This is a genomic window from Pseudomonas sp. MD195_PC81_125, assembly GCF_014060985.1.
Lineage (GTDB): Bacteria > Pseudomonadota > Gammaproteobacteria > Pseudomonadales > Pseudomonadaceae > Aquipseudomonas > Aquipseudomonas parakoreensis.
The window spans coordinates 19730-31310 of sequence record NZ_JABULD010000231.1; the positions used below are offsets into that span (position 1 = coordinate 19730).

General features: G+C 58.4%; 12 protein-coding genes, 1 other RNA gene and 1 pseudogene. 5 read left to right on the forward strand and 9 right to left on the reverse strand.

Going from position 1 to position 11581, the window contains the following annotated elements; all coding sequences use genetic code 11:
* Nucleotides 1-283: 283 nt before the first annotated feature.
* Both rnpB and rsmI read right to left on the reverse strand, forming a co-directional pair.
* An RNA gene (rnpB, locus tag HT737_RS10010) (RNase P RNA component class A) lies at nucleotides 284-637 on the reverse strand.
* A 74-nt stretch (nucleotides 638-711) separates the two neighbouring features.
* Nucleotides 712-1617 (reverse strand): 16S rRNA (cytidine(1402)-2'-O)-methyltransferase, encoded by a 906-nt coding sequence (gene rsmI / locus HT737_RS10015; RefSeq protein WP_182402419.1) that lies wholly within the window; start codon nucleotides 1615-1617, stop codon nucleotides 712-714.
* Nucleotides 1618-1794: 177 nt separating this feature from the next.
* Here rsmI and HT737_RS10020 point away from each other — a divergent pair.
* The 4 genes and pseudogenes from HT737_RS10020 to HT737_RS10035 all read left to right on the forward strand — a co-directional run bounded on the left by HT737_RS10020 (nucleotide 1795) and on the right by HT737_RS10035 (nucleotide 5240).
* Nucleotides 1795-3605, forward strand: a pseudogene (locus tag HT737_RS10020) (penicillin-binding protein activator).
* Nucleotides 3605-3967 (forward strand): YraN family protein, encoded by a 363-nt coding sequence (locus HT737_RS10025; protein WP_007961623.1) that lies wholly within the window; start codon nucleotides 3605-3607, stop codon nucleotides 3965-3967. The pseudogene HT737_RS10020 and the gene HT737_RS10025 overlap by 1 nt, the downstream one beginning before the upstream one ends.
* A gap of 104 nt (nucleotides 3968-4071) precedes the next feature.
* A complete protein-coding gene (locus HT737_RS10030; RefSeq protein WP_025109297.1) occupies nucleotides 4072-4665 on the forward strand; it encodes a phosphoheptose isomerase in 594 nt (197 codons plus the stop codon).
* Nucleotides 4662-5240, forward strand: a complete 579-nt coding sequence (locus HT737_RS10035; protein WP_041073173.1) for a BON domain-containing protein — start codon at nucleotides 4662-4664, stop codon at nucleotides 5238-5240. Before HT737_RS10030 ends, HT737_RS10035 begins: the two co-directional genes overlap by 4 nt.
* A 153-nt stretch (nucleotides 5241-5393) precedes the next feature.
* Here HT737_RS10035 and HT737_RS10040 read toward each other — a convergent pair whose 3' ends face one another.
* The 7 genes from HT737_RS10040 to rplM all read right to left on the reverse strand — a co-directional run bounded on the left by HT737_RS10040 (nucleotide 5394) and on the right by rplM (nucleotide 10281).
* Complete coding sequence (locus tag HT737_RS10040) at nucleotides 5394-5807, reverse strand: ClpXP protease specificity-enhancing factor (protein WP_027612189.1); 414 nt, start codon at nucleotides 5805-5807, stop codon at nucleotides 5394-5396.
* Between the two features lie 16 nt (nucleotides 5808-5823).
* Nucleotides 5824-6441, reverse strand: a complete 618-nt coding sequence (locus HT737_RS10045) for a glutathione S-transferase N-terminal domain-containing protein (protein ID WP_007961620.1) — start codon at nucleotides 6439-6441, stop codon at nucleotides 5824-5826.
* A gap of 146 nt (nucleotides 6442-6587) precedes the next feature.
* Entirely contained in the window at nucleotides 6588-7349 is a 762-nt protein-coding gene (locus HT737_RS10050; protein ID WP_182402423.1) for a cytochrome c1, read from the reverse strand.
* A 21-nt stretch (nucleotides 7350-7370) separates the two neighbouring features.
* Entirely contained in the window at nucleotides 7371-8582 is a 1212-nt protein-coding gene (locus HT737_RS10055) for a cytochrome bc complex cytochrome b subunit (protein WP_095668348.1), read from the reverse strand.
* Nucleotides 8582-9175 (reverse strand): ubiquinol-cytochrome c reductase iron-sulfur subunit, encoded by a 594-nt coding sequence (gene petA, locus HT737_RS10060; RefSeq protein WP_003228055.1) that lies wholly within the window; start codon nucleotides 9173-9175, stop codon nucleotides 8582-8584. Before petA ends, HT737_RS10055 begins: the two co-directional genes overlap by 1 nt.
* A 270-nt stretch (nucleotides 9176-9445) precedes the next feature.
* Nucleotides 9446-9838 (reverse strand): 30S ribosomal protein S9, encoded by a 393-nt coding sequence (rpsI, locus tag HT737_RS10065; protein WP_007961615.1) that lies wholly within the window; start codon nucleotides 9836-9838, stop codon nucleotides 9446-9448.
* Between the two features lie 14 nt (nucleotides 9839-9852).
* Nucleotides 9853-10281, reverse strand: coding sequence for a 50S ribosomal protein L13 (gene rplM / locus HT737_RS10070; RefSeq protein WP_003228062.1), 429 nt, complete (start codon nucleotides 10279-10281; stop codon nucleotides 9853-9855).
* Nucleotides 10282-10525: 244 nt separating this feature from the next.
* Between rplM and HT737_RS10075 the strand changes: the two genes are divergently transcribed.
* The coding region (locus tag HT737_RS10075; RefSeq protein ID WP_182402421.1) for an NADP(H)-dependent aldo-keto reductase at nucleotides 10526-11581 on the forward strand (1056 nt) is incomplete at its 3' end.

An 11581-nucleotide genomic window follows, 5' to 3' on the forward strand; every position in this document is an offset into this window, starting at 1 on the left:
GAAAACCCTTACAGAACGGAGATTTAGGAGCTTAAAAGGAGGGGCAACGACAATTTGGCGGATACTTTTGACTAATAACTTGATGCAGCACTGAAAGCTGCGCTCGGAAGTTAAAGTGATTTGTTAAGAGTAAGATTTTTTCGGTATTACAAAAGCGCTTCTGCTGTTGATTGAAGCAAGGTGGGAAATGGCTATTACTGCATTTGCCGCTGCCGGACTTTAGCGCAGGCCTGCCGATAATAACCAGCCCTGATGCCATTGATTCAAGCAGGGAAAGAAAAAGGTGGAGAGTCGATCTGTAAGCCGGGTTCTGTCTTGAACAGTCATTCGTCTACGATGGCCATCACTGGACATCTTTAGCAACCTACCCGGTCCCAGCGCGGGCCACGCCTTGGGACCCTATTTGGTCTTGCTCCAAGTGGGGTTTACCTAGCCACGAACTGTTGCCAGACGTGCGGTGCGCTCTTACCGCACCTTTTCACCCTTACCGGCGCCGAAGCGCTTAGGCGGTTATTTTCTGTGGCACTTTCCGTAGGCTCACGCCTCCCAGGCATTACCTGGCACTTCGCCCTATGGAGCCCGGACTTTCCTCCCCCCCCTAATTTTCATAGAGGGCAGCGACTGTCCGATCGACTCTCCGCCGCGCAGGTTAACGGCAGAGCGCTCGAAGAACAAGCGCTAATAGCCGTGAAACCCGTCTGCGCGACGGGGTTACTCGCCCTTCTGCTGTTCCAGTGCGACCTGATACAGCACGTTTTTGCGCTCACCGGTGATTTGCGCGGCCAGGGCGGCGGCGCGCTTGAGCGGCATCTCTTCGAGCAGCAGGTTGAGGACGCGCATCGCCTCGCTGCTGACCGCGTCCTCGGACTGCGGTGCAGACCAGCCCGCGATCAGCACCACGCACTCGCCGCGCTGCTGATTGCTGTCGGACTCGACAAACGCCCGCAACTCAGCCAGCGGCAAGCCTTTGAGCGTCTCGAAGGTTTTGGTGATTTCCCGGGCCAGCAACGCCTGACGCTCGCCACCGAGCACCGCTTCCATGTCCTGCAGGCACTCGAGAATGCGATGCGGGGCCTCGTAGAAAATCAGCGTGCGCGGCTCTTCCTTTACGGCTTCCAGGCGCGCCTTGCGCCCTGCCGACTTGGCCGGCAGGAAGCCTTCAAAAATGAACCGGTCGGAGGGCAGCCCCGCCGCCGACAGTGCTGCGATCAACGCACAGGCACCCGGCACCGGCACCACATTGATCCCCGCCGCCCGCGCCTGACGCACGAGGTGATAACCCGGATCGGAAATCAGCGGCGTCCCGGCATCGGAAATCAGCGCGACGTTATCGCCTGCCAGCAAACGGGTAATAAAGCGGCTACCTTCATCACGTTCGTTATGTTCATGGCACGCGGCCAGCGGCGTGCCAATGCCAAAGTGCTGCATCAAGCGCGCCGAGTGCCGTGTGTCTTCGGCGGCGATCAGTGCCACTTCGCGGAGGATTTTTAGAGCCCGGGCGCTGATGTCGTCCAGGTTGCCGATGGGCGTCGCCACCACATAAAGCGAGCCAGCAGCGGAATTCAAAGGACCTGGAGCAGTCAAAGCGCACACCTCATGATCGGTAAAAGCCGGCATTGTAACGCGTCATGAGGCTTGCGATGCGTTCCGGCCGACGCCGGTTTTGCGCGCCTTTGTGCGATGCCGCAACATTTGCTTCAGCTAAATTGACGGTTTCACGCCAGTAACATCGCGCCCCGGCCAGCGCTTGGGTACAATTCCACGCTAATTTGATCGAGTATCAGGAACACTTACATGATCGCTTGCCTGCGGCTGTTCACTGCCCTCTGCCTCGCTGCCTTACTGGCGGCCTGCGCCAGCTCCCCTTCCTCCAGCCTTGGCGAACTTCCACGGACTCCGGATGCCAGCATCGAGCAACTGCTCGAACAGGCTACCCAGCCAAAACGCCGGAAAAAGCCGCGTTGTTGCGCCTGAGCGCGGCAGACCTCGCTTATCGCCAGGGCAATGCCGGCCAGTCCGCGCAGATCCTGCAACAAGTGCCGATGGAGCAGTTGAAGCCAGGCCAGCAGATCTTCGCCAGCACCCTTTCCGCTGAACTGGCGATGACCCGCAATCAGCCGAAAGCTGCGCTGACCGCTCTGAGCCATCCGAGCCTGCAGCACCTGAGCGAAATGCCGGAAGATCAGCAAGTGCGCACCGGCACCGTGCACGCCCGTGCACTGGAAGCCGACGGCCAGACCCTGGCAGCCGCTCGCGAGCGCATCTTCATCGCTCCAATGCTCAAAGGCGAAGCCGCGAGCAAGAACCACGAAGCCATCTGGACCCTGATCGCTTCGCTGCCGACCGATCAACTGCAACCCAACACCGCCGACGATCTCGGCGGCTGGATGGGCCTGGCCCTGGCCGTGAAAACTGCCGGCACCCTGGAACAGCAGCAAGCGGCGATCGATGCCTGGCGCGCACAGAATCCAAAGCACCCAGCCGCAATCAACCTGCCGCTGCCACTGACCAAACTCAAGGAACTGGCCAGCCAGCCCCTGAGCAAGATTGCCCTGCTGCTGCCGCAAGACGGCCCACTGGCCTCGGTCGGTAAAGCGCTGCGTGAAGGTTTCATGGCGGCGCACTATCAAGCACAACAGGCCGGTCAGAAGCCGCCCGCCATCGAGTTTTACGACAGTTCCAAACTGACCTCGATGGACGAGTTCTACCGCAAGGCCCAGGCCGATGGCGTGCAACTGGTGGTCGGCCCGCTGGAAAAACCGTTGGTCAAACAATTGAGCACCCGTCCGCAACTGCCAATCACCACCCTCGCATTGAACTACAGCGAAGGCGATCAAGGTCCGGCGCAACTGTTCCAGTTCGGTCTGGCAGCTGAAGACGAAGCTCGCGAAGTTTCACGTCGCGCCCGCGCCGACGGCCTGCATCGCGCGGCGATCATGGTGCCGAAAGGCGAATGGGGCGACCGCGTACTGCGCGCCTTCAGCCAGGACTGGCAGGCCAATGGCGGCAGCATCGTTGCCACCGAACGCGTTGATCAACCAGTGCAGCTGGCCCAGCAGATCGCCGACATGTTCCAGCTGCGCCAAAGCGAAGCCCGCGCCAAGAGCCTGCAGAACGCTGTTGGCACCAACGTCGCCGCGCAGCCGTCGCGTCGTCAGGACATCGAGTTCATCTTCCTGGCAGCCACCCCGCAGCAAGCGCAACAGATCAAGCCGACCCTGAACTTCCAGTACGCGGGTGACGTGCCGGTGTACGCAACTTCCCACGTGTACAGCGCCAGTGGCGATGTGAACCAGTACAACGACATGAACGGCGTGCGCTTCTGCGAAACCCCATGGTTGCTGGAAGCCAATGACCCGCTGCGTCAGCAAGTCACCGCGCAATGGCCGCAAGCGGCCGGCAGCCTTGGCCGCCTTTACGCCATGGGCGTCGACGCCTACCGTCTGGCGCCGCGCCTGGGTCAATTGAAGGCGTTGCCGGACAGCCGCATCGAAGGTCAGTCGGGCAGCCTGGGCATGACCCAGACCCAACGCGTGGTGCGTCAGTTGCCATGGGCGCAGTTCGTCAACGGTCAAGTTCAACGCCTGCCGGACACCCCGCGCTGATGCCTGACGGCTCGCACCTGCAAAGCGGTAAAGATGCCGAGCGCCAGGCGCTCGAGCATCTGCAACACCAGGGTCTGCGCCTGCTGGCGCAGAACTGGTCATGCAAACGGGGCGAGCTTGATCTGGTCATGCTTGATGGCGATACAGTAGTATTCGTCGAAGTCCGCTACAGAAAAAACACTCAATGGGGTGGCGCGCTCGCTAGCATCGATGAGCGCAAACGGCAGAAACTGATTTTCGCCGCACAGTATTTTCTTCAGCGCGAGTCGCGCTGGGCCGATTCCCCTTGCCGCTTCGACGTGGTGGCCATCGACAGGCACCCGGATCAGTTGAACTGGTTGCAGAATGCGTTCGATGGTTGATTCTCTGCACACCACCCCGGACACTTTCACCGACAATTTTTGCTCTTTGCTTTGCGGGCTGCACATTCACGTGCCGAACAGCCGCGCTACTTAAGGTCACACAGATGGACATGCAATCCCGAATTCGCCAGCTTTTCCAGGCCAGTATCGACACCAAGCAACAGGCGATGGACGTACTTGCACCGCACATCGAGCAAGCCAGCCAGATCATGGTCAACGCCCTGCTCAACGAAGGCAAAATGCTTTCGTGTGGCAACGGCGGCTCTGCCGGCGACGCCCAGCACTTCTCTTCCGAACTGCTCAACCGCTTCGAGCGCGAACGCCCGAGCCTGCCGGCCATCGCCCTGACCACCGACAGCTCGACCATCACCTCGATTGCCAACGACTACAGCTACAACGAAGTGTTCTCCAAGCAGATCCGCGCACTGGGTCAACCCGGCGACGTATTGCTGGCGATCTCGACCAGCGGCAACTCGGCAAACATCATTCAAGCAATCCAGGCCGCACATGATCGCGAAATGGTTGTCGTAGCTTTGACTGGCCGCGATGGCGGCGGCATGGCTTCACTGCTGCTGCCTGAAGATGTCGAGATTCGCGTACCGGCCCATGTCACTGCACGTATTCAGGAAGTCCATCTGCTGGCGATCCATTGCCTCTGCGATCTGATCGACAGCCAACTGTTCGGGAGTGAAGAATGACCCCTAATCGCCTTGGCCTTCTGGCCTTGACCCTGTGCCTCGGCATCAGCGGCTGCACCTCGGTGGTGAATGCCAGCCGTGAAGCGCCGATTGAAGACGACCGCGGCACCCGGACCTTCGGCAGTAAAATCGACGACTCGCTGATCGAAACCAAAGTCGGCGTCAACGTGGCCAAGGCCGACCCAGGCCTGGACAAGGATTCACATATCGTCGTCACCAGCTTCAACGGCGTGGTCCTGCTTGCCGGCCAGACGCCGCGCGAAGATCTCAAGGCCAAGGCCGAACAGGCCGCCGCCAACGTCCAGCGCGTGAAGAAGGTGCACAACGAACTGCAAGTGATTGCACCTTCAAGCTTCCTCGCTCGCCAGAACGACGCCTGGCTGACCACCAAGATCAAGACCCAGATGCTGACCGACGCCAGCATTCCCGGCTCGCGCATCAAAGTCGTGACCGAGAACGGTATCGTTTACCTGCTGGGCCTGCTGACCAAACAGGAAGCACAACAGGCGACCAATCTGGTGCAAGGCGTTGCCGGCGTGCAGAAGATCGTGAAGCTGTTCGAATACATCGACTGACCGATACCCATGTAGGAGCTGCCGCAGGCTGCGATCTTTAGATCTTGATATTGGTCTTGAAAAAACAAGATCAAAAGATCGTCCGAACGCGGCCCGAGCCTGCGGCAGCTCCTACGTAATAAAAAAGGCGACCCTCTCGGGTCGCCTTTTTTATTACTTCACCACTTTCAAACTTGGCCGGCCACTTGGGCGCGGCGGTTCGCTGCCCGGTGGCGGCAAGTCGTCATCGGGCTCGATATCGTCTTCGTCATCCATCGGCGACTCGAGATCGAACACCATGCCCTGACCGTTTTCCCGGGCATAAATACCCAGAATTGCACTGATCGGCACATAGAGACTATGCGGAACGCCACCGAAGCGACCCTCAAAGGTCACCACGTCGTTGTCCATGTGCAAGTGCCGCACGGCACTGGGCGAAATGTTCAGGACAATCTGCCCGTCGCTGGCGAAACCTTGCGGCACCTGCACGGCCGGGTATTCGGAATTGACCAGCATGTGCGGGGTGCAATCGTTATCCACAATCCACTCGTAGAGCGCGCGGACCAGATAAGGTCGACTGGAGTTCATAGCGGCTCCTTAAGCCTTAGCGCATATCGCGTTCGACGCCAGACAGACTCGCCTGGAAAGCCTCACGCGCAAACTGGCGCTCCATATAATCAAGCAGCGGCTTGGCCGGCCGCGGCAGTTCAATACCCAGAATCGGCAAACGCCAGAGTATTGGCAATAGGCAGCAATCCACCAGACTTTGTTCCTCACTGAGGAAAAACGGCTTGTCGGCAAACAACGGCGACACGCCCGTCAGGCTTTCACGCAATTCCTTGCGTGCCACGACACGCGCGGCCTCCTTGGACTTGGGATCAAGAATCAGATCCACCAGACCACACCAGTCGCGCTGAATACGGTGAATCAGCAGACGGCTGTTGGCACGCGCCACCGGGTAAACCGGCATCAGTGGCGGATGCGGGTAACGCTCATCCAGATACTCCATCACCACGGTCGACTCCCACAACGCCAGGTCGCGATCGACCAGTGTCGGGAGACTGCCGTAAGGGTTCACCTCAATCAGTTTAGGCGGCTGGCGGCCAGCTTCCACGTAAATGATTTCGGCGCTGACACCCTTCTCTGCAAGCACGATGCGCACTCGGTGGGAATAGTGGTCGGCGGGGTCGGAGTAACAGGCCAACCGATTGGTCACGCCCATGGCGATCCTCCTCGCTTGTTGAAATGATTGGAACCGGAAAAACGCGCGCGCCCAGAGGGCGCCTCCCGCAATGCCTGGCGAACCAGACATTGCGTTATCGGAGGCACCCTTGGGCGCGCGCGATTAACAGCAATGCTTGAAGCGTATCAGTGCACGTCTTTCCAGTATTCACGCTTGAGCAGGTAGGCGAACACAAAGAAGAACGCCAGGTACAGCAAGACGTAAGTACCGATGCGCTGATGTTGCAGCTTAACCGGGTTAGCCGAGTAAGCCAGGAAGGTTACCAGATTCTTGACCTTCTCATCGAACTGCTCTTCGTTCAGAGCACCGGTTTTCGGCACGATGGTCAGCTGATCGCATGCTTCATGCGTCAGCGGCGTACCGGTCAGCGGATCGTATTGCTTCTTGCCGTCCTCGACGATCTGCACTTGCTTGCAGCCCACCACCTGACGACCTTGCAGGCCGACCAGCACGTTAGGCATGCCGACGTTCGGGAAGACCTTGTTGTTCACGCCCCATGGGCGCGCCGGATCTTCGTAGAACGAGCGCAGATAACCATAGAGCCAGTCGGTGCCACGCACCCGAGCCACCAGGGTCAGGTCCGGCGGTGCCGCACCGAACCAGGTCTTGGCGTCTGCCGGCTGCATGCCGATGTTCATGTGATCGCCGATCTTGGCGCCGGTGAACACCAGCTTCTCGAGCATCATGTCGTGGGGAATGCCGAGGTCATCGGCCACCCGTTCGTAACGCTGGAACTTGGCACTGTGGCAACCCATGCAATAGTTGGCAAAGGTGCGCGCACCGTCCTGCAGGGCAGCTTTATCGGACACGTCGATGTCGACTTTTTCCAGCTCCGGACCACCGTGTTCGGCGGCAAAAGACAGCACAGGCAGCGCAGCAAAAATCAGAGCAAAAAAATAACTTTTTCATCAGCCAGTCACCCTTTCCGGAACCGGTTTGGTCTTCTCGAGCCTGGTGTAGAACGGCATCAGAATGAAGTAGGCGAAGTACAGGAAGGTGCAGATCTGCGACACCAGCGTGCGCTCCGGCGTCGGGGCCAGTACGCCCAGAATGCCGAGGATCACGAAGGAAATGCAGAACACCAGCAGCCAGATTTTGCTCATCCAGCCCTTGTAGCGCATCGATTTGACCGGACTGCGGTCCAGCCACGGCAGCACGAACAGCATCGCAATCGAGGCGCCCATGGCGATCACGCCCATGAGCTTGTCCGGGATCGCACGCAAGATCGCGTAGAACGGCGTGAAGTACCAGACCGGTGCAATGTGCTCAGGCGTCTTGAACGGGTTGGCTTGCTCGAAGTTCGGTTTTTCGAGGAAGTAGCCGCCCATTTCCGGGAAGAAGAACACGATAAAGCAGAAGATGAACAGGAACACCACCACGCCGACGATGTCTTTCACGGTGTAGTACGGGTGGAAGGCAATGCCGTCCAGCGGGATACCGTTTTCGTCTTTGTGCTTCTTGATGTCGACGCCGTCCGGGTTGTTCGAACCGACTTCGTGCAGCGCCAGAATGTGCAGCACCACCAGACCGAGAATCACGATCGGCAACGCCACGACGTGCAAGGCGAAGAAGCGGTTCAGCGTGATTCCGGAGATCAGGTAGTCACCCCGAATCCACTGGGTCAGGTCGTTGCCGATGACGGGAATCGCACCGAACAGCGAGATGATCACCTGGGCACCCCAGTAGGACATCTGCCCCCAAGGCAGCAGATACCCCATGAAGGCCTCAGCCATTAGCGCCAGGTATATCAGCATGCCGAACACCCAGACGAGCTCACGCGGTTTCTGGTACGAACCGTAGAGCAGGCCCCGGAACATGTGCAGATAAACCACGATGAAGAACGCCGAAGCGCCGGTGGAGTGCAGCAGACGCAGGATCGAGCCGTACTCGACGTCGCGCATGATGTATTCGACGGAAGCGAACGCCTCTTCTGCCGACGGCGTGTAGCTCATCGTCAGCCAGACACCGGTGACGATCTGGTTGACCAGCACCAGCAGTGCCAGCGAGCCGAAGAAATAGAAGAAGTTGAAGTTTTTTGGCGCGTAATACTTGCTGAGATGGTCTTCCCACATTTTGGTAGCGGGGAAGCGCGCATCCACCCAATCCATGAACTTGCTCATCACGCTTTCTCCGTATCGACGCCAATGACAATCAGGTCATCGGTCTCATAGGAATGCGGGGGAACTGGCAGGTTCAAAGGCGCAGGTTGCGACTTGTAGACGCGGCCAGCCAGATCGTAGTGGGAACCGTGGCAAGGGCAGAAATAGCCGCCGACCCAGTCTTTACCCAAGTCCGCAGGCGCCACTTCGGGACGGAAGGTGGGTGAGCAACCCAGGTGAGTGCAGATCCCGATCAGCAGCAGGATTTCCGGCTTGATCGAGCGCACTTCAGGATCGACATAAGTAGGTTGCGTGGAGTTTTTGGAAGTCGGATCGGAGAGCTGGCCCTCGATCTTCTTGAGATTCCCCAGGATTTCCGCAGTACGGCGGACAATGAACACCGGCTGGCCGCGCCATTCGGCAATCATCTGCTGTCCTGGCTCGATCTTGCTGACATTCACTTTCACCGGTGCACCGGCGGCTTTCGCCTTGGCACTGGGAAACCATGACCCCACGAACGGGACCGCAGCCCCCACCGCTCCTGCAGCACCCACCACGGATGTGGCTGCTACCAAGAAGCGACGCCGGCCTGCATTCACGCCGTCATTGCTCATTCAGTCCTCTCCCATCAGCTTTGTGGCCTGTTAAATCAGGCATCTACTAAATAAATCAATGTTACTTATAAAAATTTTGCCGAGATGGTAATGAAAAGCCCCAATTCTGACAAGGGAATTACCGGGAGCTCCCACCCTCAAGCCTTGTAGTATAGGGGGTCTACGAATGTGGCAAGTTGTCACAGCGCAATTCTTTAATAAATCGCAGGCATAAAAAAACGCCCGGTTCCGTGAGGAATCGGGCGTTCTTTTTTTGAACGTGGAAACGAATTAACGCTTCGAGTACTGCGGACGCTTACGCGCTTTACGCAGACCAACTTTCTTACGTTCAACTTCACGGGCGTCGCGAGTAACGAAGCCAGCTTTGCGCAGAGCGCTACGCAGGGTTTCGTCGTAGTCCATCAGAGCGCGAGTGATGCCGTGGCGGATTGCGCCAGCCTGACCACTTACACCACCGCCGATGACAGTGACGTAGATGTCGAATTTCTCGACAGTCTCGGTCAGTTCCAGCGGCTGACGAACTACCATGCGGGCAGTTTCGCGGCCGAAGAACGAGTCCAGGGAGCGGTTGTTGATGGAGATGTTACCAGTACCCGGACGCAGGAAAACGCGTGCGGTTGCGGTCTTGCGACGGCCAGTGCCGTAATTTTGAGTCGCCGACATAATGAACTATTCCGTTAAATCTTCAGTTCTTGGGGCTGCTGAGCAGTATGAGGGTGTGCAGCGCCCGCATAGACTTTCAGCTTACGGTACATGTCACGACCCAGCGGGTTCTTAGGCAGCATGCCTTTAACCGCGGTCTCGATCACGCGCTCAGGGGCCTTGGCGATCAGCTTTTCAAAGTTGATCGACTTGATGCCGCCCGGGAAACCGGAGTGGGAGTAGTACATTTTGTCAGTGGTTTTAGCGCCGGTTACACGGATCTGCTCGGCGTTGATGACGACGATGTAGTCGCCGGTGTCAACGTGAGGAGTGTACTCAGGCTTGTGCTTGCCACGCAGACGGCTCGCGATTTCGGTGGCCAGACGACCCAGGGTCTGACCAGCAGCGTCGACGACAAACCAGTCGCGCTTTACTGTTTCCGGTTTAGCAGTAAAAGTTTTCATTCTTTATAGCCTCAGGGGCCGCCTGTAAATAAGACGGCGGATCTTACTGAATAGTGCGTACTTTGACAAGTCAAAGGCAGCCGGATACAGACGCTTTCGGGGGCTCGGGTCGGCGCGTCCGTTCAACGGCAAGATTCTTCGGCGGCGGCGCATCACTTCCACTGCAGAAAGAGGTCGGCAATTATGCAGATTGCGAAAAAATTTTCAACCTGCTTTTATGATTGTTTTGCCCAAGGAGCACCCGATGGACTATCGCCAGCTAGGCCGTACCGACCTGAACGTGAGTGCAATCTGCCTCGGCACCATGACCTGGGGCGAGCAAAACACTGAAGCTGAAGCCTTCGCCCAGATCGAGCGGGCCAAAGAAGCCGGGATCAATTTCATCGACACCGCCGAGATGTACCCGGTGCCGCCGAAAGCCGAAACCTACGCCACCACCGAGCGCTACATCGGCAATTATTTCAAAAGCCGTGGTGATCGTGCCGACTGGATCCTCGCCAGCAAGATCGCCGGCCCGGGCAATACCATCGACTACATCCGCGACAAAAACCTGCGCCACAACCGCCAGCACATCACCGAAGCGGTGGATGCCAGCCTCAAGCGCCTGCAGACCGATTACATCGATCTGTATCAACTGCACTGGCCGGAGCGCAGCACCAACTTTTTCGGACAACTGGGCTACAAACACAAGATCGAAGCCAACCTGACGCCGCTCGAGGACACCCTCGAAGCCCTCGACGAGCAAGTGAAGGCCGGCAAGATCCGCCACATCGGCCTGTCTAACGAGACGCCGTGGGGCACCATGCGCTTCCTTGCCCTGGCCGAAGCCCGTGGCTGGCCGCGCGCGGTGTCGATCCAGAACCCGTATAACCTGCTCAACCGCAGCTTTGAAATCGGCCTGGCGGAAATCGCCATCCGCGAACAGTGCGGCCTGCTCGCCTATTCGCCGCTGGCGTTCGGTTTCCTGTCCGGCAAGTACGAAGGTGGCGCTCGCCCACCGAAAGGTCGCCTGAGCCTCTACAGCCGCTTCAGCCGGTATTTCAACGCACAATCGGAAGCGGCCTGCAGCCGTTACGTGGCCCTGGCCCGTGAACACGGTCTGGATCCGGCGCAGATGGCGCTGGCGTTCGTCACTCAGCAACCGTTCGTCACCAGCAACATCATTGGTGCGACGACGCTGGAGCAACTGGACAGCAACATTGCCAGTTTTGATCTGAAGCTTTCCGATGAAGTGCTGGCAGGGATCGAGGCGATCCACAAGGATCATCCGAACCCGGCGCTTGATCGGCCGTTAAAAGCT

Excerpts from the sequence above, each read along its gene's own strand:
- rsmI (WP_182402419.1), bottom strand. The coding sequence starts at position 1,617 with ATGCCGGCTTTTACCGATCATGAGGTGTGCGCTTTGACTGCTCCAGGT.
- HT737_RS10025 (WP_007961623.1), top strand. The coding sequence starts at position 3,605 with ATGCCTGACGGCTCGCACCTGCAAAGCGGTAAAGATGCCGAGCGCCAG.
- HT737_RS10030 (WP_025109297.1), top strand. The coding sequence starts at position 4,072 with ATGGACATGCAATCCCGAATTCGCCAGCTTTTCCAGGCCAGTATCGAC.
- HT737_RS10035 (WP_041073173.1), top strand. The coding sequence starts at position 4,662 with ATGACCCCTAATCGCCTTGGCCTTCTGGCCTTGACCCTGTGCCTCGGC.
- HT737_RS10040 (WP_027612189.1), bottom strand. The coding sequence starts at position 5,807 with ATGAACTCCAGTCGACCTTATCTGGTCCGCGCGCTCTACGAGTGGATT.
- HT737_RS10045 (WP_007961620.1), bottom strand. The coding sequence starts at position 6,441 with ATGGGCGTGACCAATCGGTTGGCCTGTTACTCCGACCCCGCCGACCAC.
- HT737_RS10055 (WP_095668348.1), bottom strand. The coding sequence starts at position 8,582 with ATGAGCAAGTTCATGGATTGGGTGGATGCGCGCTTCCCCGCTACCAAA.
- petA (WP_003228055.1), bottom strand. The coding sequence starts at position 9,175 with ATGAGCAATGACGGCGTGAATGCAGGCCGGCGTCGCTTCTTGGTAGCA.
- rpsI (WP_007961615.1), bottom strand. The coding sequence starts at position 9,838 with ATGTCGGCGACTCAAAATTACGGCACTGGCCGTCGCAAGACCGCAACC.
- rplM (WP_003228062.1), bottom strand. The coding sequence starts at position 10,281 with ATGAAAACTTTTACTGCTAAACCGGAAACAGTAAAGCGCGACTGGTTT.